The organism is Rhizobium sophoriradicis, assembly GCF_003939025.1.
Lineage (GTDB): Bacteria > Pseudomonadota > Alphaproteobacteria > Rhizobiales > Rhizobiaceae > Rhizobium > Rhizobium sophoriradicis.
Genome location: NZ_RQIH01000005.1, coordinates 57878 through 80272 on the forward strand (window position 1 = coordinate 57878; position 22395 = coordinate 80272).

General features: G+C 62.4%; 26 protein-coding genes. 11 read left to right on the plus strand and 15 right to left on the minus strand.

All coding sequences use genetic code 11. From position 1 onward, the window contains the following. Positions 1 to 66: 66 nt before the first annotated feature. The gene (locus EFR00_RS09310) at positions 67 to 597 is read right to left on the minus strand and encodes a gamma-glutamylcyclotransferase (RefSeq protein ID WP_077992437.1); all 531 of its coding nucleotides are present in this window, start codon (positions 595 to 597) and stop codon (positions 67 to 69) included. Positions 598 to 647: 50 nt separating this feature from the next. Between EFR00_RS09310 and EFR00_RS09315 the strand changes: the two genes are divergently transcribed. Next, positions 648 to 1664, plus strand: a complete 1017-nt coding sequence (locus EFR00_RS09315; protein ID WP_077992028.1) for a DUF2125 domain-containing protein — start codon at positions 648 to 650, stop codon at positions 1662 to 1664. A 12-nt stretch (positions 1665 to 1676) separates the two neighbouring features. Here the strand turns inward: EFR00_RS09315 and EFR00_RS09320 are convergent, their stop codons facing one another. The 4 genes from EFR00_RS09320 to EFR00_RS09335 form a co-directional block, all read right to left on the minus strand. Beyond that, on the minus strand, positions 1677 to 2096 hold the full coding sequence (locus tag EFR00_RS09320; protein WP_077992029.1) for a GNAT family N-acetyltransferase: 420 nt from the start codon (positions 2094 to 2096) through the stop codon (positions 1677 to 1679). 7 nt (positions 2097 to 2103) lie between these two features. Beyond that, positions 2104 to 3030: a prephenate/arogenate dehydrogenase family protein gene (locus EFR00_RS09325; RefSeq protein ID WP_077992030.1), complete on the minus strand. Its 927-nt coding sequence runs from the start codon at positions 3028 to 3030 to the stop codon at positions 2104 to 2106. Further along, a complete protein-coding gene (gene hisC, locus EFR00_RS09330; protein WP_077992031.1) occupies positions 3027 to 4136 on the minus strand; it encodes a histidinol-phosphate transaminase in 1110 nt (369 codons plus the stop codon). The genes EFR00_RS09325 and hisC overlap by 4 nt, the downstream gene beginning before the upstream one ends. Before the next feature lie 80 nt (positions 4137 to 4216). Further along, positions 4217 to 4993 carry a class I SAM-dependent methyltransferase gene (locus EFR00_RS09335; protein ID WP_038691615.1) on the minus strand — a complete coding sequence of 259 codons (777 nt, stop codon included), beginning with the start codon at positions 4991 to 4993 and terminating at the stop codon, positions 4217 to 4219. Between the two features lie 53 nt (positions 4994 to 5046). On the opposite strand from EFR00_RS09335, the gene gloB reads away from it, so the two are divergent. Further along, positions 5047 to 5817 (plus strand): hydroxyacylglutathione hydrolase, encoded by a 771-nt coding sequence (gene gloB / locus EFR00_RS09340; protein ID WP_077992032.1) that lies wholly within the window; start codon positions 5047 to 5049, stop codon positions 5815 to 5817. Then, positions 5817 to 6239 (plus strand): cupin domain-containing protein, encoded by a 423-nt coding sequence (locus EFR00_RS09345; protein WP_077992034.1) that lies wholly within the window; start codon positions 5817 to 5819, stop codon positions 6237 to 6239. Before gloB ends, EFR00_RS09345 begins: the two co-directional genes overlap by 1 nt. Positions 6240 to 6242: 3 nt before the next feature. Here EFR00_RS09345 and yddG read toward each other — a convergent pair whose 3' ends face one another. Continuing rightward, complete coding sequence (yddG, locus tag EFR00_RS09350) at positions 6243 to 7133, minus strand: aromatic amino acid exporter YddG (protein WP_039622509.1); 891 nt, start codon at positions 7131 to 7133, stop codon at positions 6243 to 6245. A 30-nt stretch (positions 7134 to 7163) separates the two neighbouring features. Beyond that, positions 7164 to 7943, minus strand: coding sequence for a DUF3108 domain-containing protein (locus EFR00_RS09355; protein WP_077992036.1), 780 nt, complete (start codon positions 7941 to 7943; stop codon positions 7164 to 7166). 241 nt (positions 7944 to 8184) lie between these two features. Between EFR00_RS09355 and rpmB the strand changes: the two genes are divergently transcribed. Both rpmB and EFR00_RS09365 read left to right on the plus strand, forming a co-directional pair. After that, complete coding sequence (gene rpmB / locus EFR00_RS09360) at positions 8185 to 8484, plus strand: 50S ribosomal protein L28 (RefSeq protein WP_004679586.1); 300 nt, start codon at positions 8185 to 8187, stop codon at positions 8482 to 8484. Positions 8485 to 8595: 111 nt separating this feature from the next. Continuing rightward, on the plus strand, positions 8596 to 9231 hold the full coding sequence (locus EFR00_RS09365; protein WP_039622513.1) for a VUT family protein: 636 nt from the start codon (positions 8596 to 8598) through the stop codon (positions 9229 to 9231). A gap of 15 nt (positions 9232 to 9246) precedes the next feature. Here EFR00_RS09365 and EFR00_RS09370 read toward each other — a convergent pair whose 3' ends face one another. The 5 genes from EFR00_RS09370 to EFR00_RS09390 form a co-directional block, all read right to left on the minus strand. After that, on the minus strand, positions 9247 to 9813 hold the full coding sequence (locus EFR00_RS09370) for an ATP-binding protein (RefSeq protein ID WP_077992042.1): 567 nt from the start codon (positions 9811 to 9813) through the stop codon (positions 9247 to 9249). Between the two features lie 63 nt (positions 9814 to 9876). Then, complete coding sequence (locus EFR00_RS09375) at positions 9877 to 10902, minus strand: esterase-like activity of phytase family protein (RefSeq protein WP_077992044.1); 1026 nt, start codon at positions 10900 to 10902, stop codon at positions 9877 to 9879. Positions 10903 to 10926: 24 nt separating this feature from the next. Further along, a complete protein-coding gene (gene cobT, locus EFR00_RS09380; protein WP_077992047.1) occupies positions 10927 to 12828 on the minus strand; it encodes a cobaltochelatase subunit CobT in 1902 nt (633 codons plus the stop codon). A gap of 12 nt (positions 12829 to 12840) precedes the next feature. After that, positions 12841 to 13833, minus strand: a complete 993-nt coding sequence (gene cobS, locus EFR00_RS09385; RefSeq protein ID WP_004679595.1) for a cobaltochelatase subunit CobS — start codon at positions 13831 to 13833, stop codon at positions 12841 to 12843. A gap of 305 nt (positions 13834 to 14138) precedes the next feature. After that, a complete protein-coding gene (locus tag EFR00_RS09390; protein ID WP_004679597.1) occupies positions 14139 to 14756 on the minus strand; it encodes a J domain-containing protein in 618 nt (205 codons plus the stop codon). Between the two features lie 102 nt (positions 14757 to 14858). Between EFR00_RS09390 and EFR00_RS09395 the strand changes: the two genes are divergently transcribed. Further along, positions 14859 to 15143 (plus strand): BolA family protein, encoded by a 285-nt coding sequence (locus tag EFR00_RS09395; RefSeq protein ID WP_170961494.1) that lies wholly within the window; start codon positions 14859 to 14861, stop codon positions 15141 to 15143. A 42-nt stretch (positions 15144 to 15185) separates the two neighbouring features. Here the strand turns inward: EFR00_RS09395 and EFR00_RS09400 are convergent, their stop codons facing one another. From EFR00_RS09400 to EFR00_RS09410, 3 genes are read right to left on the minus strand one after another with little or no spacing between them, the layout of a single operon-like run. After that, on the minus strand, positions 15186 to 16496 hold the full coding sequence (locus EFR00_RS09400; protein WP_039622521.1) for an HlyC/CorC family transporter: 1311 nt from the start codon (positions 16494 to 16496) through the stop codon (positions 15186 to 15188). After that, positions 16496 to 17626 (minus strand): 3-dehydroquinate synthase, encoded by a 1131-nt coding sequence (gene aroB, locus EFR00_RS09405; RefSeq protein WP_077992049.1) that lies wholly within the window; start codon positions 17624 to 17626, stop codon positions 16496 to 16498. Before aroB ends, EFR00_RS09400 begins: the two co-directional genes overlap by 1 nt. After that, entirely contained in the window at positions 17623 to 18213 is a 591-nt protein-coding gene (locus tag EFR00_RS09410; protein WP_009994152.1) for a shikimate kinase, read from the minus strand. The genes aroB and EFR00_RS09410 overlap by 4 nt, the downstream gene beginning before the upstream one ends. Positions 18214 to 18361: 148 nt before the next feature. Here EFR00_RS09410 and EFR00_RS32970 point away from each other — a divergent pair, with 148 nt between their 5' ends. The 5 genes from EFR00_RS32970 to EFR00_RS09430 all read left to right on the plus strand — a co-directional run bounded on the left by EFR00_RS32970 (position 18362) and on the right by EFR00_RS09430 (position 22165). Continuing rightward, positions 18362 to 18538: a hypothetical protein gene (locus EFR00_RS32970; protein WP_009994155.1), complete on the plus strand. Its 177-nt coding sequence runs from the start codon at positions 18362 to 18364 to the stop codon at positions 18536 to 18538. A gap of 5 nt (positions 18539 to 18543) precedes the next feature. Further along, a complete protein-coding gene (xerD, locus tag EFR00_RS09415; protein ID WP_077992052.1) occupies positions 18544 to 19497 on the plus strand; it encodes a site-specific tyrosine recombinase XerD in 954 nt (317 codons plus the stop codon). A 62-nt stretch (positions 19498 to 19559) separates the two neighbouring features. Beyond that, entirely contained in the window at positions 19560 to 20513 is a 954-nt protein-coding gene (locus EFR00_RS09420) for an acetyl-CoA carboxylase carboxyltransferase subunit alpha (protein WP_010057227.1), read from the plus strand. A gap of 195 nt (positions 20514 to 20708) precedes the next feature. Then, the gene (locus EFR00_RS09425; RefSeq protein ID WP_077992054.1) at positions 20709 to 21935 is read left to right on the plus strand and encodes a L,D-transpeptidase family protein; all 1227 of its coding nucleotides are present in this window, start codon (positions 20709 to 20711) and stop codon (positions 21933 to 21935) included. Between the two features lie 5 nt (positions 21936 to 21940). Continuing rightward, on the plus strand, positions 21941 to 22165 hold the full coding sequence (locus tag EFR00_RS09430) for a sulfurtransferase TusA family protein (protein ID WP_039622534.1): 225 nt from the start codon (positions 21941 to 21943) through the stop codon (positions 22163 to 22165). Positions 22166 to 22395 lie beyond the last annotated feature (230 nt).

Here is a 22395-nt window from a genome sequence, read left to right on the forward strand (position 1 = left end):
ATTACAAGGACGCTGTAACACTTTGAGTTGCTGTCTGATTCCTTAAATCGATACCGATTTAAAGAATCAGGCAGCCCGCAGCCGTTCCACCTCGTTGACGACCTGCTCCAGCCACTGATCGCGAATGCCCATCTGCCTCAGATGCGCAAGCGTGTTGAAGACATAGGCATCGTTCGGACCGGACTGGCCCCTGGCCTCGTTCACCACCCGTGCCGCCGCGAGCGTGTCAAGCGTGCCGGCATATTGCTCGTGGTCGCGATCAGCGATATAGGTCACCGCCTGCGTCCTGCGACCCCCTGCGAACTGCAGCCGGACCCGGCGTTCCAGATAGACATTGGTGACAAGTTCGCGGGCGCGGAGATACTCGATCACCTCATCCCATCTGTCCGGCGCAATCCGGAAGGCCATGCCGCGGCAGGCGCCGCCCCTGTCGAGGCCGAGGACGAGGCCCGGATTGTCGCGCGTTCCGCGATGAACGAAGGACCGGACACAGAGCGAACGCCTGTAACCATGCACCAGGGCTTCTGCCCGTTCCAGAAACTCAAAGCCCGGATTCCACATCAGCGAGCCGTAGCCAAACACCCAAAATTCGTCCATATCGCACGCCAGACCGGAATCACATTCGCGATTCACCATTGGAGAACATCATGGCAGCGTCAAGCCGATCCGGCAGCGGTCAATCCAGCAGCGGCAAGAAATTCTGGTTGCTGGGCGGAGGCATTCTCCTGGTGATCGCGCTTTATACCGGCGGCTGGTTCTATGCGGCATCGGCGTTGAAGACCACGGTGCTGAAAGCGATCGCGCCGCGCGATCAGGCGGGCGTCAGCGGCGAATGCTCCGATATCGAATTCCGCGGCTATCCCTTCCGCATCGGCCTGTTCTGCTCCAAGGTCGATGTCGACGACAGCGTCAACGGCGTCTCCGCCACCTTCGGCGCCCTGCGCTCGGCAGCCCAGGTCTATGCGCCCGGCAATATCGTCTGGGAACTCGATTCCCCGGCCGAGATCCGCACCAGCAACGGCCTCTCGATCTCGGCCCAGTGGGCGAACCTGCAGTCGAGCCTGGCGACCAGACTGAAGGGCATCGACCGCAGCTCGATCCTCATCGAGGGCCTGAAGGCGACGGCGGTCTCTTCCTTCACCGGCCAGACCGTAAGCTTCGATGCCGCCCGTACGGAAATCCATCTGCGCCAGAACGGCGCCGATCTCGACGGCGCGATCTCCGTGCAGGATGCGAATACCGCAATCACGGACTGGCCCCAGGTCTTCCCGAAACTCTCCGCCAGCATCGATCTCACCGTTACCGGCAAGGCCGGCCTGATCGACGGCAGCGACCCGAATGGCCTCAATGGCGCAGCCGGCGAGCTGCGCCGCGTCGTCGCCGACATCGGGGACGGCAAGGTCATGACGCTGACCGGTCCCTTCTCCTTCGACGAACAGGGTTTCCTGTCGGGAAAATTCAAGCTGGAGATCGAACGGCTCGGACCATGGGGCGACAGCCTGAAGCAGACCTTCCCGGACATTGCATCGACCGTCAACACGGCGACCAAGCTCTTGAAATCGCTTGCCGGCGGCAAGGATAAGGTGTCGGTCGATCTCGTTGTCGATCATGGCAACGCCACCGTCAGCGGCTTCATCCCGCTCGGCCGGATACCGCCGATCTGAGAGGCTCGCCTTTCAGCCGATGTGCTTGATGAAGAAAACCTCGGGCACCGATTGCAGACCGGGCAGCTCGATGGCGCCGGTTTCGATAAATCCGTTGCGGCGATGCCAGTCCTGCGGCCGGCTCTCGTCGCATTCGCTCGATGTCATCAGCATGCGGGCGCCCTCGGCACGCATCGCCTGTTCCCAGGCAAGAAACAGCGCCGTGCCGACACCCGACCGGCGACGGGCAGTCTGGATACGGATCATTTCCATATAGGGAACCCTGCCCCAGAAGCGCGAGAAGCGCAGGAAGCCAACGATCTCGCCGGCCTCCTTGGCGACGAGATATTCGCCGAGCGCCACGCATCGCGATATCCATGCCTTGCCGGCATTGGCATCTTCGCGCACCAGCCAATCGATATCCGCCTGGGTCGCGCTGACCACCTCCACCATCGCGCGGCTACTTCTTGTCCAGCGGATGGGGGCGGCCGAAATCGGGGGCATCGACGTCCTGGCCGGCCTGGACGATCGAGCGGCGGATGGCGCGCGTGCGGGTGAAAAGTTCGAAGATCTTGTCGCCCTCACCCCAGCGGATCGCCCGCTGCAGATAGGCGAGATCCTCCGAGAAGCGTGCCAGCATTTCAAGGATGGCATCGCGATTGTGCAGGCAGACATCGCGCCACATCGTCGGGTCGGAGGCGGCGAGACGGGTGAAGTCGCGAAAGCCGGAGGCGGAATATTTGATGACTTCCGATTCCGTCACCGTCTCCAGATCGTCGGCGGTGCCGACGATGTTGTAGGCGATGATATGCGGCAGGTGCGAGACGATCGCCAGCACCTTGTCGTGATGTTCCGCATCCATCTCGTCGACCTTCGAGCCGAGCGCCTCCCAAAAGCCGCGCAGCCGCTTCAGCGCCGTCTCGTCGGTTTCCGCGACCGGCGTGAAGATGCACCAGCGGCCTTCGAAGAGGCCGGGAAAGCCGGCATCGGGACCGGACTTTTCCGTGCCGGCCAGCGGATGGCCGGGGATGAAATGTACATTCTCAGGCATATGCGGCTGCATCTGCGCGATGACGGACGCCTTGGTGGAGCCGACATCGGTGACGATTGCGCCGGGCTGGAGGTTGCCGGCGATTTCCTTCGCCACGCTTTCCGAAGCACCGACCGGCACCGAAACGATGATGAGGTCGGCATGCTTGACGGCCTCTGCCGAAGAGGTCGTATAGCGATCGCCGAGGCCAAGCTCTTCGGCACGCTTCAGCGTATCGGCGCTGCGTGTGGCGACGACGATCTCTTTCGTCAGCCCGAGCCGCCGAATGTCGTGGGCGAGCGAAGATCCGATCAGGCCGATGCCGATCAGCGCGATTCGGTCAAACAGCACGCTCATGCCTGACGTCCCATGAATTCGCGGAGTGCTGCGATGACGCCGCGATTGGCCTCTTCAGGACCGATGCTCATGCGCAGCGCATTGGAAAAGCCGTAGCTGCGCACGGCTCGCAGGATGTAACCGCGGCTCGTCAGTAGTTCGTCCGCATCGGCGGCACGCTTGCCATCGATCTCGGGGAAATGGATGAGGACGAAATTGGCGACCGAAGGCGTGACTTTCAGCCCGATCGCTTCCAGCGCCTCCGTCAGCGTTTCCACCCACATCTGGTTGTAGGAGACGGCCTGCTGGACGAAAGCCTGGTCGCGGATGGCCGCGGCACCGGCAGCGATCGCCGCCGCATTCAGGTTGAACGGCGCGCGGACGCGGTTCACCGCGTCGACGATCTCGGCCGGCGCGTACATCCAGCCGACGCGCAGCGCCGCCAGACCGTAGGCCTTCGAAAAGGTGCGGGTCATCACCACGTTGGAGCTGGAAGACACTACCTCGATGCCGGCTTCGTAGTCGTTGCGGCGCACATATTCGGCGTAAGCCGCATCGAGCACGAGGACGACGTGTTTCGGCAGGCTTGCCTGCAGGCGGCGGATTTCGCTGACCGGAACATAAGTGCCGGTGGGATTGCCGGGATTGGCGATGAAGACGATCTTCGTCCTTTCCGTCACCGCGGCCAAAATCGCGTCGACATCGACGGTGTAGTCCTTTTCCTTGACGACGACGGGCGTGGCACCCGTCCCCATGATCTGGATCTTGTAGACGAGGAAGCCGTGCTCGGTGATGATGCCTTCGTCGCCCGGGCCGAGATAGACATGGCAGAGCAGGCCGAGCAGTTCGTCCGAACCGTTGCCGCAGAGGATGTTTGCCGGATTGAGGCCGTGCACGGCGGCGATCGCCTCGCGCAGTTCGATCGCCTGTCCGTCGGGATACCGTCCGAGATTATCGGCAGCGGCCTTGACGGCCTCGATCGCTTTCGGGCTGGCGCCGAGCGGCGTTTCGTTGGAAGAGAGCTTGTAGACTCGGGCAACACCCGGCGCATGTTCCTTGCCCGGCACATAGGATGCAATATCGAGAATACCGGGACGCGGAACGGGCTTGCTGATCTCAACGCTCATGGGTCGACCTTGGATTTTCCGGAAAATGACCAAGTGGCATTAAAGCGGAATGCGGTTCTTGTCGAGAGCCCGGAACGGGGTCACCGGTTGCGCGCCGTCGGCACGCCGTGGGGTGCGAGCACCGGTACGAAGACGCGGCGGGAAGCGCGTGCCGCCACCGGCAGTCCCTGATAGAGCCGCTTCTGCGCCTCGACGATGATGACGCCCGAAAAGGCTGGCCACAGCGTCCGGCCGATCCGCTCGAAGGCGCGGCGAAGCCGCAGGATGGTCCTGAGTTTCGAGGGCGGAAAGAACAGCGCTTCGGCCGTCGCGCCGGGCGTGAAATTCGTCTCGCGCAGCAGATGCGTCAGCTGACCGCGCGAATAGGGCCGGCCCGAACCAAAGGGCGTATGCTCCATGCGGGCCCACACGCCGCGCCGGTTCGGCACGACGATGACAAGCCGTCCGCCCGGTGCCAGCACCCGCCAGAGTTCCTTCAGCGTCTCGCGCGGGCTTTCGGCAAATTCCAGCGAATGCACCATCAACACCCGGTCGATCGAGGAATCCGGCAGCGGCAGTTCCTCATCGAAAATCAGCGTCGTCGACGACAGCGAGCCCATCGGCCAGTTCACTGCGCCCTGTCCGGCCGGCATGAAGGCGAAGGTGCGTTCGGTATCGGCCTGGAATCGATCGAGGAAGGGCACGGCATAACCGAGACCGACAAGGCGCTCCTGCGGCAGGCGCACCCAGAGCGACGACAGCGCCATGGCGATCGACTGCTCGGCAAAACGCCCGAGGTCGGAATGATAGAACTGACGTAGGTCGACGATATCGGCGTGCATTGCAATAAATGTTATCAGCGGGCGGTTGGACTTCAAGGCCGGAACCTCTACATTCCCGCGAGACTCGCATGACAAAGGATTATTGAACGATGAAACCTTTGGAATTAGACGTTTTTCTCTGCCGCACCGATAACTTCGGCGTTCTCGTGCACGATCCGGAGACGGGATTTACCGCGGCGATCGATGCGCCGGAGGAGGCGCCGATCCTGGAAGCGGCGACACGGCGCGGCTGGAAGATCACGCATATCTTTACCACCCATCATCACACCGATCACGTCGCCGCCAATCTGGCGCTGAAGGAGCAGTTCGGCTGTGAAATTATCGGCCCGATCAACGAGGCCGTTGCCATTCCCGGCCTCGACCGGACGATGGCGGATGGCGACAGGTTCCTCTTCGGCAACCACACGGTCAACGTGATCGAGACGCCGGGCCACACCGCCGGCCACATCTGCTATCACTTCGTCGATGACAAGCTGCTTTTTGCCGCCGACACGCTGTTTGCTCTCGGCTGCGGCCGTCTGTTCGAGCGCCCAGCCGCCGACATGTGGCATTCGCTGCAGAAACTTGCCGTGCTGCCGGATGAGACGGCCATCTATTTCGGCCATGAATATACGCTCTCTAACGCCCGCTTCGCGCTGACGATCGATCCCGACAACGAACGCCTGAAGAGCCGCGCCGCCGAGATCGAGGCTTTGCGCGCCGAGGGCAAATTCACCATTCCGACGACACTGGGACTGGAAAAGGAAACCAATCCATTCCTGCGCGCCGGCGATCCGGCCATCCGCCGCAACCTGATCATGGAGGGCAAGACGAACGAGGAAGTCTTCGCCGAAATCCGCAAGCGCAAGGACAATTTCTGATGTCGCCCGAGGACATTGTCCGGCAACTTGGCTTGCAGCCGCATCCGGAAGGCGGTTGGTACGTCGAGACATTCCGCGATGCGGCGGGCGGAGAGCGCGGACATTCGACCGCGATCTATTACCTCCTGACCAGCGGGCAGCGCTCGCACTGGCATCGCGTCCACGACGCCGCCGAGATTTGGCATTATTACGCCGGCGCGCCGCTGGCGCTGCACCGCTCTCAGGATGGGGCGGCAAGCGAGACCCTGACGCTCGGACCGAATCTGATCGCCGGCGAGCGGCCGCAAGCGGTCATTCCCGCCAATTGGTGGCAATCGGCGGAAACCCTTGGCGATTTCACCCTGGTCGGCTGCACCGTTTCGCCCGGTTTCGTATTTGCAAGCTTCGAAATGGCCCCACCCGGCTGGAAGCCCGGCGGCTGAACCCTATTTCGCCGCGGCCGGCCGCAGCCGGGACTTGCGACGGAACATCTCCTGGGCGGCCAGTACCGCCCCGCCGGTGACGAGCAGGCAGGCGAGCGCGATACGCCAGCTCGGCTCTGCAAATCCGAACAGCGTCAGGATCAGCGTCGAAAGCAGGGGTGCTGCATAACTTGCCGCGCCGAGGATCTGGATATCGCCGTTCTTGACGCCGTAATCCCAGGCGTAAAAGGCTGCGCCGACGGGCAAAAGCCCGAGCCCGATGACGGCGATCCACTCGAAGCCCGTTGCCGGCCAGACGGTCACTTCCAGGCCGAGATGGCAGAACAACGACAGGATTGATGTCGCAAGGCAGAAGCCGGTGACGACGTCGGTGGAGACGGCCTCGAAGCGCCGCGTCAACAACGAATAGCCCGACCAAGTGAAGGCGCAGAGGAAGGCGGCGCCGTAACCGACGGCATAGGCGCCGTCGAAATCGATGCCGTTGCGGCCGACGATCAGGAAGGTGCCGCAAAGCCCGGCCAGCGCGCCCGCCACGTGATACCAACGCAGCCGTTCGCCCGGCAGCAGCGCCGAGCCGACGACGATCAGCAGCGGCCAGAGATAGGCGATCAGCCCCGCCTCCACCGCCGGCGCGTTCCTGAGCGCGGTGAAATAGAGGAAATGGTAGCCGAAGAGCCCGGCAATGCCGGTCAGCCACACCTTTGCCGGCTGCTTCAGCAGCGTCAGCCGCGACGGGTTGAGAATAAGCACGACGAGACCGGGGACGCTGCCGATCGCAAAGCAGATGGCCGAAAGCTGGAACGGCGGCATCTTGCCCGAAGCAGCCGTAAACAGCGCCAGGAACGACCACATCAGAATGGCCGTAAAGCCGATCAGCGTCGCGCGAAGTTTCACCTGTCCCCCTTCACGGAGGCGAAAGCTCCGTCAGCTGACGCTGCCATATTTGACGGCAGTGATCGTCACCATTCCATATTCGGTCGGAATGCGCACATAAACAGGAGCATATACATTTGCCACGTCCGACTTGGCAAACCAGATTTCCATGCGGTCGCTTTTGCTCAGATAGTCAATGTCCTTGCGGCCCTTCTTGTAGCCCGAGCGCGGCACGAAGCGGACGCCGCAGACAACCGCCTTGCCCTTGAAGCCGTCGGTGGAAAAATCCTCGTCGCCCTTCGGCGAGAGCACCAGATCCATGCGCGTCTCGCCATCGAAGATCGGCAGCGTCTGCGAGCAGACCTTGGTGCCGCCGGTGAAGACCAGGCCGGAGATCGGGTCGAGCACCGAGCGCATGTCGCGCGGCGTGACGTCGATCCAGTTCTTCGGCCGCCTCGGCGGCGGGGTCGTCGTCGCCGAGATGATATCGCCGTTGCGGTAGCTGACCTCGTAGACGCGGGCCTTCTTGCCGCTCTTATAATAGAGCGAATATTTCAACGCCTGCAGCCGATCATTGCGCACGACGCCGGTGACACTGGTCTTTGCCGAGATAGTCTTGACGAGATTGGCAAGCCCGGCCGATTTGATATCGCCGGCGATTTTGTAAGAATGATCGTCCTCGATCTGCGTGAGGAACGCGGCGCGCGCGATCGGCAGGCCGGCAAGCGTCACCCGGTATACCGTCCGGTGCTGGATCTCGGCCGCCGCTGCCGGTATGGCAAGGAGTGCGGCGATGGCCGAAATGAAAATGCGTCTGCCCGAATGAGCCATGTGTGTAGCCTTGTCCAACCGCGCGCGGCAGTCCTTGCCGAGACGCTCTATACTCCTGCCTTGAAGGGAAGAAAACAGCAGCTTTTTGACAGAATTGCGGGAAAGGCCAAGGTTTGGCTTGACGCGAGCAGGCTGTCTGACTATAGAACCGCAACTTTCCAATCATGCCTGTTGGATTGCGAGCCCGGTTTTGCCGGGGATGGCAATCCGATGGCCCGAGAAAAACAAGAATAGGTGTTCCATGTCCCGCGTGTGCGAATTGACCGGCAAGGCCGTCCTGACTGGTAACAATGTCAGCCATGCCAACAACAAGACCAAGCGCCGGTTCCTGCCGAACCTGTGCCAGGTAACGCTGATTTCCGACGCTCTCAACCAGCGTTATCGTCTTCGCGTTTCGGCTGCTGCTCTTCGTTCCGTCGAGCATCGTGGCGGCCTCGATGCCTTCCTGCTGAAGGCCAGCGAAAACGAACTGTCGATGCGCGCCCGTCTGCTGCGCCGCCAGATCGTCAAGAAGACTGCCGAAGCCGCAGTTGCTGCGTAAGCTTCTGCCCTTCTTGCATACGGCTTCAAAGGCTTGAACGGGTGATACCGGACAAGCCTTTTGCTTTGCCGGATCGTCTCTCCAACTGGTGGCATCACCCAGGATAAAAAAATGCTGAAGACCCGCTATACCATTGCCTATGTCGCGCTGATGACGCTTGTCGTCGTCGCCTCCAACTTCCTCGTTCAGTTTCCGCTGAACGCCGAAGTCGCCGGCATCAACCTCGCCGACATCCTGACCTGGGGCGCCTTTTCCTATCCGGTCGCCTTCCTGATCACCGATCTGACCAACCGCCAGTTCGGCCCGCAGACGGCCCGCAAGGTGGTCTTTGCCGGCTTCGTTGTCGGCGTCAGCCTCTCCTTCTTCACCTCGGTGCCGCGTATCGCCATTGCCTCCGGCTCGGCCTACCTCGCCGGACAGTTGCTCGATATCGCCGTTTTCAACCGCCTTCGCCGCCAAGCCTGGTGGCGCGCGCCGCTCCTCGGCTCGCTGATCGGCTCGGCGCTCGATACGGTGATGTTCTTCTCGCTGTCCTTCGCCGCGTTTTTCGTCGTCCTCGGACCGAACGATCCTTTCGCGCTCGAATCGGCGCCCATCCTCGGCGTCTTCGCAGCAGAAGCTCCGCGCTGGATCTCCTGGGCGATCGGCGATTTCGCCGTCAAGATGATCGTCGGCCTCGTCATGCTGCTGCCCTATGGCGCGCTGATGAACGTGCTGCGGCCGATGCAGCCCGCCCGCGCCAGCTGAACACGCCGGAGAAGTTCACCGACGCCGCCGGACCGCACCGGCGGCGATGGCCGGGTGCAGAAGAACCTCTGCGAGCAGATCGTCGATGTCTCGCGACGAATCGAGCCGCAGCACCGGCGCGGTCTGCGTTTCCAGCCATTGCTCATGCGCCGCGAGGCTGCGCCGCTCGGGGCCGGCCGTATCGTAGCTTGCTGCCCATGCCAGGAATTCTCCGCTTTTGGCTTCCATGTCGCCGCCGGGCCCGATCCTGTCTCCGTATCGAGCCGCCTCGCGCGCACGGATTCGCGCCATGCGAAGCTCCGGCTCGATCCTGAGGAACACGATCAGATCGTAGAGGGGCTCGAGCGGCCTGCCCCATTTCAGCGCCGATCCGGAAAGAATCCAGCCGCCGGGCCGCCGCGTCTCCTCAAGCAACAGCCTTATGCGCTCGCCGGCATCCCGCGGCGTCGTAAACGGCGGATCGGTCGGCAGCCAGAAGAAATCGTCCGTGTCGAGATGAGCGATATCCAGCCGTTCCGCAAGCGCGAGGCCAAGCGACGTGGTGCCGGAACCGGACGCACCCATGACATGAATATGCAGCATGATTTTCCTCCGAAAACCGCCGCTTCTGCGATACCGCCAGCGGGATAACCGAGGCATGTGACGTCAATCTGACGATCCGAGCAATTGCGGCTCTTCGGCGAGCCGGAATTCCAGCATCAGATTGCGCTGCAGAATGGAATGATTATCGTCCGACACCAGAATGATATGGGTCGTGCCGTCGGCCGCCCGAAAAGCATCGAGACCTTCCATATTGTCGATCTGCGAATTGAAATTGCCTTCGAGCAGCAATTCGCCCTCGACCACGGCTCCCGGCCTGATATCGGCGCCCTTGATGCGTCGAAGGCGCATGCCGATGCCTTCGGCCATATTGAAGCGGCGCTCGAGCAGCAGCAGATCGCCGTTCGGCAGGAAGGCGCCGTCGGTGACGTCGAAACTCCCGTCCCGCGCCACCGCGAAGCGCCCTTTGAGCGGCCCGCTGAGAACCGCCGCCACCCGGTTGCCCTCGCTGTCGAGGCCGCGTTCGGAGACGATGACCACACCGCCCTTGAGCGGGCTCGATGAGGGCGCGACAGCAATCGTCTCGATACCGCGATTGTCCTTCAGCATCTTGCGCGGAATGAGGAGCGGCAGGGTGCCGACCGCCGGCGATTCGGCAAAGCCCGGATCGGGATAGACATCGACGCGATGATCCTGCTCGAAGGAGACCAGGATCCGATCGCCGTCGAGCGTCAGGCCCTCGGCATCCATATGGCCCTTACCCTCGAAGCTACGCCCGGCGCGGTTCTTCATCCGGGTGATCTCGACATCCGAAACGCCCCAAAGCTTGCCCTTGGCATCGCGCTCAATGCTGCCGGTCAGCCACTGGCCGGTATCGAGCACGACCACGAAATGCTTCTGGTCCGGCCGGAAGCGGATGGAGGAAAGCGAGCCGAACAGCGCCTTGCCGGAAACCATCTCCAGGCCGCCAAGAAATTCCAGCGATCCGAATTTGGTCTCCGAAGAGCCGATCCTGAAATCCGATATTTGCCGGCTAATGACCGGCACTTCATCGACCGCCCATGAGGGGCAAGCGCCTGTTGCGACGCAGAGAGCGATCGAGGCCGCACGGCAGAGGCGCTTGCCTGTCATTCCGGCGATTTCCCTGAAGCGGCGTCAGCCGGCACGGCGCAGCCGGCCGCCGCGCGGCTGGACGGATTGATCTTCGAAGAGCGAGGCAAGCTGCTCGGTCATCGCACCCGCAAGCTCGTCGGCGTCGACGATCGTCACGGCCCGGCGGTAGTAGCGCGTCACATCGTGACCGATACCGATCGCCAGCAATTCCACCGGTGAACGGGTCTCGATCCGCTCGATGACAGCGCGCAAATGTCGCTCCAGATAATTGCCGGGATTGACCGACAGGGTCGAATCGTCCACCGGCGCCCCATCCGAGATCATCATCAAGATGCGGCGCTGTTCACGCCGCGCGAGCAGGCGATTATGCGCCCAGATCAGCGCCTCGCCGTCGATATTTTCCTTGAGCAAACCCTCGCGCATCATCAGCCCGAGATTGGCGCGCGCCCGCCGCCACGGCGCATCGGCCGATTTGTAGACGATATGGCGCAGGTCGTTGAGGCGGCCCGGCGTCTGCGGCTTGCCGCCGGCAAGCCAGCTTTCCCGCGCCTGCCCGCCCTTCCAGGCCTTTGTCGTAAAGCCGAGGATCTCGACCTTGACGCCGCAGCGCTCCAGCGTGCGGGCAAGAATGTCGGCGCAGGTGGCGGCGACCGTGATCGGCCGGCCGCGCATCGAGCCGGAATTGTCGATGAGCAGGGTGACGACCGTATCGCGGAACTGCGTGTCGCGCTCCATCTTGAAGGAGAGCGCCTGCATCGGATCGATGATGATGCGCTGCAGCCGGGCCGGATCGAGATAACCTTCCTCCAGGTCGAAATCCCAGGAGCGGTTCTGCTGCGCCATCAGGCGGCGCTGCAGCCGGTTGGCGAGGCGGCCGACGGCGCCCTGCAGATGCGCCAGCTGTTTGTCGAGGAAGGCGCGCAGGCGCTCCAGCTCGGCGGCGTCGCAGAGCTCCTCGGCGGTGATGATCTCGTCGAACTCTTCGGTATAGACGTGATAATCGACCTTCTCGTTGAAATCGGCGAAGGGCGTGTTCGGGCGGCGGGTCTCGCCCGGCGTTTCCGAATCGTCCTCGCCCTCTTCCATCATGTCGTCGTCGGAGATTTCGGCGCCTTCGGTCTCGCCGTCCTCCATCTGTTCGTCGGCGACTTCACTGTCTTCGACCGGGGCGGCATCGGTGCCGGCATCCTCGTCGACCTCGTCCTGGTCCTGCTCGTCGCCGCTCGGCTGGTCTTCCTGTTCCGACTGGTCGTCATTGTCGGCTTGGCTGTCGTCATCGCCGTATTCCTCGGCCATCTCCATGGCCGACAGCATATTGCGGACCACCTTGGCGAAGGCCTGCTGGTCGTTGATTGCGCCCGACAGGTTGTCGAGTTCGGAGCCGGCCTTGTCCTCGATGAAGCCGCGCCAGAGGTCGAGCACCTTGCCGGCGGAGGCCGGCGGGCGCTGGCCGGTCAGCTTCTCGCGCACCATCATCGCGACGGCTTCACCGATCGGGGCATCTTCCTGGCGTTCGATACCGGTGAAATTCGCCTTGGAATATTTCTCTTCCGTCATCGAGCGCAGGTTCGACGCCACGCCTTCCATGCGCAACGCACCGATCGATTCGACACGAGCCTGCTCGACCGCATCGAAGATCACCCGGGCGTCCGAGCCCTGCGGCGCCATCGTCGTATGCACCTTTTCGTCATGGCAGGCCAGCCGCAGCGCCATGGAATCGCCGAGCCCGCGGGTGACCGCCAGCTCGTGCGCCGTCGGCCGCTTGGAAAGTTCCGGCAGACGGATGCGCTCGCCGGTCATACCCGGCCGTTCGTTGGCGAAGGTCACCTCGACATCGCCGTCGCCGGCGATCGAGCGCACGCAGCCGGATATCGCCCGGCGCAAGGGCTCGACATCGACGGGCGCACCGGGCTTTGCTTTCGAATTGTCACCGCGAGCTGCCATGATCGGTCGGTCTCAGGCTCCGAGAACGATGTTGGCGGCACTTTCCTTCAGCTCGACGCCGAAGGCGCGCTGATAATGCTCGGCCACCAGCGGCCGCTCCAGCTCATCGCACTTGTTGAGGAAGGTGGTGCGGAAGGCAAAGGCGAGATCGCCGAAGATCTCGGCGTTCTCAGCCCAGGTAATGACCGTGCGCGGGCTCATCACGGTGGAGAGGTCGCCGTTCATGAAGGCGGCACGCGTCAGGTCGGCAACCCGCACCATCTTCGACACGGTCTCGCGGCCTTCCCTGTCCTTGCCGAAGCTCTTCACCTTGGCGGCGACAATATTCACTTCGTGATCGTGCGGCAGGTAGTTCAGCGTCGTGACGATCGACCAGCGGTCCATCTGCGCCTGGTTGATCTGCTGCGTGCCGTGATAAAGGCCTGTGGTATCGCCGAGGCCGATCGTATTGGCGGTCGCAAACAGGCGGAAAGCCGGGTGCGGCCGGATGACGCGGCTCTGGTCGAGCAGCGTCAGGCGGCCGGAGGATTCGAGCACGCGCTGGATGACGAACATCACGTCGGGACGGCCGGCATCATATTCGTCGAAGACGAGCGCGACATTGTGCTGATAGGCCCAGGGCAGGATACCGTCCTTAAATTCGGTGACCTGCAGCCCGTCCTTGACGACGATGGCGTCCTTGCCGACGAGATCGATACGGCTGACATGGCTGTCGAGGTTGATGCGCACGCAGGGCCAGTTAAGCCGTGCCGCCACCTGTTCGATATGCGAGGACTTGCCGGTGCCGTGATAGCCGGAGATCATCACGCGTCGGTTATGGGCAAAGCCTGCGAGAATGGCGAGCGTCGTGTCGCGGTCGAACAGATAGTCGGGATCGAGGTCCGGCACATAGGCGTCGCCCTTGCTGTAGGCGGGGACGCGGATGTCCGAATCGATGCCGAAGGTCTCGCGAACCGAAACGGTGGTGTCGGGCAGTTCAGATATATCCAGGTCGATCTTGCTCATCATGTCTCCAAGGCGGGTGATGCCACCCGGCCATACTGTCTCAGGCCATGTCGCAACCGTGACGCCGCGATTATCTCCGCGCCCGTCCAGGTCGGAACGTCGGCGATACTTCTCCGGGACTGAAACGAAACCTCGGCGGGATGATGTCCGCTTGCGAGCATTCTTGAAAGAGTCCCGGACAAGAAACGCCGCGTCCGGAAGGTCGGCGGAGGCGATGGGTAAACACGCAGATAGGAGCCGCGTTTGCCTGCGGCCTCAGCCGAGTTGGACCATACCCGATTGAAGCCTAAGAGCAAGGACGGGAATTAACAAAAACCGTTCTGCTTCAACAATTGATAAGCCTGGATAACGGCGCGGAAGCGCTCCTCCGAGCCGCGGTCGCCGCCATTGGCATCCGGATGGTGCTTCTTGACCAGCTCCTTATAGCGGCTCTTGATCTCCGCCGACGTCGCATTGGCGTGCAGCCCCATCGTATCGAAAGCCTTGCTTTCCAGCGACTTCAGCTTGCGCGCCTGGGGAAAACGCGGGCCGCTGCCCTTGCCGCCTTCCTTGACGAAACCGAAGGGATCGCGAACGCGGGTATAGGCGCCGGAGCGGACTTCCGAATGCAGCGGACTGTCCTTCGCCGACTTGTTGACGCCGACGGTCCATGTCGGCCGATGGCCGGTGATCGCCTCTTTCTGATATCGGGCGATCTCGCCGTCCGAAAGGCCGGAAAAATAATTGTAGCCCTTGTTGTATTCCTTGACGTGCTCGAAACAGAACAAAAAGAACTGGCCCTCCGCATTGCGTCCGACAGGAGCGCGATGCGAACCTTTCTTGTCGCAGCCGTCCCACTGGCAGGTAGGCGGCGCCTGCTCTGCCTCCTGCTCGCGTTTGCGGCGTGTTCGGATGCGATCGAAATATTTGGAATCAAGTCTCATGGCGGCGCTAATTATGGGGCTGTCGGAAGGCGACAACAAGAATTGACAAATGGGAATGTTGCTGGCTTGGTGGGAACCCCTTTCGCGCAACAGCAAGACCGGATGATGACCCTCAGGACCCGCATCGAAGAAAAACTTGTCGAAGCCTTCGCGCCCGAACGCCTGAGCGTCATCGACGAAAGCCACCTGCATGCCGGCCATCAGCCCGATATCACAGGCACCGGCGAAACCCACATGCGGGTGAGGATCGTTTCGGCGAAATTTGCCGGCCTGTCGCGGCTGGCGCGCCACCGCGCCATCACGGATCTGCTGAAACCGGAGCTCGATGCCGGCCTGCATGCGCTGGCCGTCGAACCGGCAGCACCGGGCGAGGCGACGCGATGGTAGCAGCGCCTATATGGGGAATGGTCGCCGGCGATCCAAGCGGGATCAGGCCGGCTTTGCGCCGTCTTCCCCGGCGGGACGGATGCGCAGCTTGGTGATGCGGTTCTTCTCCCGCTTCATGACGACAAAACGTTTGCCATAAAAGGTGAAGGCCTGGCGCTCTTCCGGAATGGTCATCGATTCATGGATGACGAGGCCCGCGATCGTCGTCGCCTCCTCGTCAGGCAGGTTCCAATCGAGCGCACGGTTCAGGTCGCGGATCGGCACGCCGCCATCGACGACGACCGAACCATCCGCCTCCTGGCGCACGCCCTGAATCTCGATGTCGTGCTCGTCGGAAATGTCGCCGACGATTTCCTCGAGAATATCCTCGAGCGTGACGATGCCCTGGACCTCGCCATATTCGTCGACGACGACGGCGAAATGCTGTTTGCGGCGCAGGAAGGCATTGAGCTGGTCTTCGAGGTTGGTGCTGTCGGGCACGAACCACGGCTTCTGCGCGATCTTGACGATATCGAGATTCTGCGGCTCCATGTTTGGCTCGGCCAGCGCCCGCAAGAGATCCTTGGCGTGAACGACACCGATGATGTTGTCGATCGTGCCGCGCCACAGCGGCATGCGCGTATAAGGGCTTTCGAGGATGGCGCGCACCACCGCCTCCGGCGGATCGTCGGCATTGATCGCCCGCATCTTCGTGCGGTGGACCATGATATCAGACAGTTCCAGCTCGCCGAGATCGAGCACGCCGCCGAGGCGATCGCGGTCGGCCTTCACCACCGACCCCTCGCGATGCAGCAGATCGACGGCGCCGCGCAATTCCTCATGGGCCGTCAGCATCGAGACCTCCCGCGAGAGATTGATGCCGAACAGCGCAAGAATCCGCCGCACGATGCCGTTAACGAAGGAGGAAATCGGACCGACGACGGTGACGAAAAGCCTGGTCGGAAGCGCGACCGCGAGGGCGAAGCGCTCGGGCGCCGATATCGCCCAGCTCTTCGGCAGCACTTCCGCGAAAATGACCAGGATGACGGTCATCGCCAGCGTCGCCAGCGCCACGCCGGAACTGCCGAACAGCCCGAGAAACAGGCTGGTGGCGATCGACGACGACAGGATGTTGGCGAGATTGTTGCCGATCAGCATCGCGCCGATCAGCCGGTCGCGTCGCTCGATCAGCTGGCGGACGAGGCCGGCGCGCTCGTCGCCGTTGACCTCAAGCGTATGGATGCGACTGCGCGACACGGCGGTCAGCGCGGTTTCCGAGCCGGAGAAGAAGGCGGACGTCAGCACGAGCGCCGTGATCGAAAGGATCTCCGGCCAATATGTCGTGAGAAATGCCAGAGCGCCTTCGACTGTCATCAGGGATGTTTTTCCCGGAGAAAGCTGATCACCTCGGAGGCCGGAACGTCGTCAGCGACGAAGGACTGGCCAATACCGCGCGTCAGGATGAAGGTGAGCTTGCCGCCCTTGACCTTCTTGTCCTGCGCGATCGCCTCCATCAGCACCTCAGCCGGCGGCAGCTCGCCCGGAATTTCGGCCATCCGGGTCGGCAAGCCGACCGCCTGCAGATGCCGCGCGACGCGGCGCGCATCGTCTGGGCTTGCGAGGTTCATCCGTGCGGAGAATTCATGCGCCAGCACCATGCCGATCGAAACGCCTTCGCCGTGCACAAGGCGGCGGCTGTCATAGGCGGTCGCCGCTTCCAGCGCATGGCCGAAGGTGTGGCCGAGATTGAGCAATGCCCTTTGGCCGTTCTCGCGCTCGTCGGCGACGACGACATCGGCCTTTGCCTGGCAGCTTGTGGCGATCGCTTCGATGCGCGCAGAACCACCTGTAAAAACCGCCTTCCAGTTCGCTTCCAGCCAAGCGAAGAAATCCGGCTTGTCGATCAGCCCGTATTTCGCCACCTCGGCGTAACCGGCGCGGAATTCCCGTTCGCTCAGCGTGTTCAGCACGTCGGTGTCGGCGAGGACGAGGTCCGGCTGGTGAAAGACGCCGATCAGGTTTTTGCCGTGGCGGGAATTGATGCCGGTCTTGCCGCCGACGGAGGAATCGACCTGCGCCAGCAGCGAGGTCGGCACCTGCACGAAGCGCACGCCGCGACGCACAATGCCGGCCGCAAACCCCGAGAGGTCGCCGATGACGCCGCCGCCGAGCGCGAGGACGCAGTCGTTGCGCTCGACGCGGGCTTCCAGCACCTTGTCGCAGGCCGTCATCAGATGTTCGAAACTCTTCGTCTTCTCGCCGGCCGGCAGCACGACGGCAGCCGAGGCGATGCCCGCCGCATCGAGGCTGGCAACGAGGGCGTCGAGATACAGCGGAGCGACATGTTCGTCGGTGATGACAGCCGCCTTGCGGCCCTTGAGGCGCGAAGCGATCTCGGCCCCGGCCCGCGCAATCAGCCCCGGCCCGATCAGGATGTCGTAGGCGCGCTCGCCGAGCGGCACATGCACGGTCTGGACGGCCGACGCGGAGCTTATCGCATTCATGACACTGTATTTTCCTTCTGAGCTTCGATCATCGCCTTCAGCACCTCGTCGGCCATGATTTCCTTGCGCACGTCGCGCGAGAGCACGGTAAGATCAGCCTGAGCGTAGATCGGATACCGTGCGTTCATCAGATTTTCGAGCGTCTGCTTCGGATTTTCGGTCTTGAGCAGCGGCCGCGTGTCGCGTTTGTTGACCCGTTCCCAGAGCACCTCGAGATCCGCCTTCAGCCAGACCGAAAGGCCGCCCCTCTTGATATGCCTGCGCGTCCGCTCGTTGACGAAGGCGCCGCCGCCGGTGGAGACGACGCGCGGACCGCTCTTCAGCAGACGCTTCATGACCCGCGTTTCCAGCGCCCGGAACTCGTCCTCACCATAGGCCGCGAATAGTTCGGCGATCGTCATGCGCGACACCCGCTCGATTTCGTGATCGCTGTCGATGAAGGGAATGCCGAGTTGGCTGGCGACAATGCGCCCGACGGCGGATTTTCCCGCACCCATCAGGCCGACGAGGATCAGATTGCGTGAACCGAGCGCGGCGCGAGCTCTGTCTTTCAGGCTGTCAGCAACGGTCAGCAGTGGTTCACTCATCGGTCCATTCACACTTTGTTTGCAAACCGTATCGACAAATGCAGGTGGAGCGTCAAGTCGCCGTCAAGGGAATCATCGCTTGAATACCGCTTCTTGCGCTGTCAGATACGCTTCTTATAACAGAAGCAGAGCATGAAGGAGTTGCCGGATGCCGACCCTGTTCCGTTTTCTGTTCGTCTGCGCGATCCTCGCCGGGACGGTTTACGGAGCGATGTGGGCGCTTGCGACCTTCGTGGAGCCCGAGCCGCGCGACGTGACGATCCGCATTCCGTCCGAGCGGGTCAATCCGCCGCCGACGGGCACGATCGACACCACCGGGAAGTGAGAGACATGAGGGATCTCGGCCGCGTCCATGTGGAATCCTTCCTGGAAATGATGAGCGCCGAACGCGGTGCCGCCGTTAACACGCTGCAATCCTATGAGCGCGACCTCGATGACATCAGGTCCTTCCTGAACGGCCGCAGCATAAGGTTGACCGAAGCCGTCTCCGCCGACCTTTCCGCCTATCTCGCCTCGCTTGCCAGCCAGGGTTTCAAGCCCTCTTCGCAGGCACGCCGGCTCGCGGCCATGCGGCAGTTCTATAAGTTCCTCTACGCCGAAGGCATTCGCACCGACGATCCTACAGGCGTGCTCGACGCGCCGAAGAAAGGCCGGCCGCTGCCGAAGACGATGGGGGTCGAGGAGGTCGGCAGGCTGCTGTCGCAGGCGCAGGCCGAGGCCGACGACCCGGCCCCGGGCCAGTTGCAGCGCCTGCGCATGCTGGCGCTGCTGGAACTGCTCTATGCCACCGGCATGCGTGTCAGCGAACTGGTCTCGCTTCCCGCCCGCGTCCTCGACCAGGAGGGCCGCTTCCTGATGATCCGCGGCAAGGGCAACAAGGAGCGGCTGGTGCCGTTGTCGCTCTCGGCGATCAGAGCTTTGAAATCCTACGGCGGCCTGCTGGCTGCCGAAAATGCCGCGGCAAAGGAGCCGCAGGAAAGCCCCTGGCTGTTTCCGGCCGCCTCGAAGGAGGGCTATCTGCCGCGTCAGGTTTTTGCGCGAGACCTGAAGAACCTGGCGATCCGCGCCGGCCTGACGCCGTCGCTGATCTCGCCGCACGTCATGCGCCACGCCTTTGCCAGCCATCTGCTCGCCAACGGCGCCGACCTGCGCGTCGTGCAGGAACTCCTCGGCCATTCGGACATTTCGACCACACAGATCTACACACATGTGCTGGAAGAGAGGCTGCAGCAGCTCGTCCAGACGCATCACCCCCTTGCCAAACAGGCGAAAAAGCACGAATAGGACCGGCGACAAGGGGCGGAGCCAGGAAAACGCCCCGGGCACAAGGAACGGAAACGCACCTCATGCACAATTATCTCGACTTCGAAAAGCCGATCTCCGACCTCGAAGGCAAGATTATCGAACTGAAGAAGCTCGCCACGGAAGACGAGAGCATCGACACCACCGATGAAATCGGCAGGCTCGAGATCCGCGTCCGCGAGGCGATCGTCGAAATCTATTCCAAGCTCAATCCCTGGCAGAAGACACAGGTCGCCCGCCATCCGCAGCGCCCGCACTTCGTCGACTACGCCAAGACCCTCTTCCAGGAATTCACGCCGCTCGCCGGCGATCGCAAGTTTTCCGAGGATGCCGCAATCCAGGCGGGCCTTGCCCGCTTCCGCGGCCAGCCCGTCGCCGTCATAGGCCAGGAAAAGGGCAACGACACCAAGACCCGCCTGAAGCATAATTTCGGCAGCCCCCGCCCGGAGGGCTACCGCAAGGCGATCCGCATCCTTGAAATGGCCGATCGTTTCGGCCTGCCGGTGATTTCGCTGGTGGATACGGCAGGCGCCTATCCCGGCGTCGGCGCCGAAGAGCGCGGCCAGGCCGAGGCGATCGCCCGCTCGACGGAAATGTGTCTCGGCGTCAAGGTTCCCCTCGTTTCCGTCGTCATCGGCGAAGGCGGCTCGGGCGGCGCGATCGCCATCGCCACCGGCAACAAGGTCTATATGCTCGAGCATTCGATCTACAGCGTCATCTCGCCGGAAGGGGCCGCCTCCATTCTCTGGCGCGATTCGACCCGCGCCCGGGAAGCGGCGACCAACATGAAGATCACCGCCGAAGACCTGAAATCGCTCGGCGTCATCGATGGTATCATTTCCGAGCCGCTCGGCGGCGCCCATCGCGATCCCGACAGCGTCATTGCCGCAACGGGCGATGTGATCGCCAATGCGCTGGCCGAAATGGCATCCCGCTCCGGCGAACAATTGCGCAACGAACGGCGCCAGAAATTCCTCAACATGGGCCGAAATCTGTAAGCTAAGCGGCAGCTCTTTGCCGATTGAGGCCAAACCTTGGCCACATTGATGTTATCTCTGACATTTGCGCTTGCGGGGGCGTTCCTCACACGTCATAGGCTGGTAAGGATTTGTGAAGTATAAGCCGCTTATGATTCTGCCTCGTGCCAGGACTCCTTAAGCGACCGGGTCGCACTTCTTTATGGGCTAGTTTGGATGCGCATACGTCATTTTGCCTATGTTTCCCTCATCGCGCTGGCTCTGACCGGCTGCAATGACGCGCTGGAGACGGCGCAGGTCGACCTTTCCAAGGTCAAGAACAAGGTCGAGCAGCCGCTTCCTCCTCATATTCTCGCCGCCATGTCCGCCAAGGGCATGGACCGCAACTCGCCGATCATGATCCGCATCTTCAAGGAAGAAGGTGCCATGGAGATCTGGAAGGCGAAGACCGACAACCGCTTCGACAAGATTGCCGACTACAAGATCTGCGCCTGGTCCGGCCGTCTCGGCCCGAAGGTCAAGACTGGCGACCGGCAGGCGCCGGAAGGTTTCTACGACCTGACACGCGCCAACCTGAACCCCAACTCGAAATATTATCTGGCGATCAACACCGGCTTTCCGAACCGCTACGACGCGGCGAACGGCCGAACCGGCTCCGATCTGATGATCCATGGCGCCTGCTCGTCCTCCGGCTGCTATTCGATGACCGACCAGCAGGTGCTGGAGATCTATGCCTTTGCCCGCGACGCTTTCAAGGGTGGCCAGGCGACCGTGCAGCTGCAGGCCTTCCCCTTCCGCATGACGGCGGAAAACATGGTCAAGCATCGCCTCGACAGCAATTACGAGTTCTGGAAGATGCTGAAGGTCGGCTATGACAATTTCGAAGTGACGAAGCGCCCGCCCGAGGTGAACGTCTGCGAGAAGAAATACGTCTTCAATCAACAGGCAACCGATGGCGGCGCTTTCAATGCCGCCGGCAAATGCCCTGCCATGTCGACGCCGCCGGCGCTGACGGCAGCCCTTGCCTCCTATGGCAAGACCTACGATGCCGACTATGCCAAGGCCATGAGCAAATATGACGGCATGGCCTGGTACGACCCGTCCGAAGCCGAGCGCAAGGCGGTGGTCGCCAAGCTGCGCAAGGGCCGAGAGCTGGCCTTCGCCCCGACCGGCACCTCGTTGGAAGCCGGCCGCATGGTCAAGGTCGCCGAGCTCGAAGATCTGATGGCCAAGCGCACCGCCCACAGCGTGACCACCCAATCCGCGACAGGCGCCACGCCCGCAACGCCCGCCCAGCCGCAGGCAACGGCCGTCGCGGCCGCAGCCCCTGCGGTCGTGCCGGTGCCGATGCAGAACCCGCTGGCCTTTACCGCGCCGGAACCGCAGGAAACGGCAGAAGCCGTGACGAAGAAGCCGTTCTGGAAATTCTGGGCGCGGAACTGAACGGCTTGAACCCCGTTCTGTACGATCTCCGTGGTCTGAAATGCCCACTGCCCGTGATCAAGACACGCAAAAAGCTTGCCGCCATGGCAAGCGGTGCGCTCATTCGTGTCGACACCACCGATCCGCTTGCCGTGATCGACATGCCGCATTTTTGCAGTGAGGACGGCCACGAGCTGGTCGAGACCGAAAAGACCGAAAACGGCCACCGCTTCCTGATCCGCAAGCGCTAAACTTTTCTACGTTAAATAGTCACGGCCGATGTCGTCCAAAGCGGCAGGATCACAGCCGCTCTCGGCGCATTTCCAATTTCCCTGCCATTTCTCGGCTCCGCCGCTCGGAAGTCGCTCCCGCGCCAAAATTCATCATACAACTACACAGCTTTTGTATGTTGACATTATACTTGGCTGGTTCTAGCCATAGTAAGCCGGTCGGAGGAACGGCAAGAATAGAGGAGGCTGAC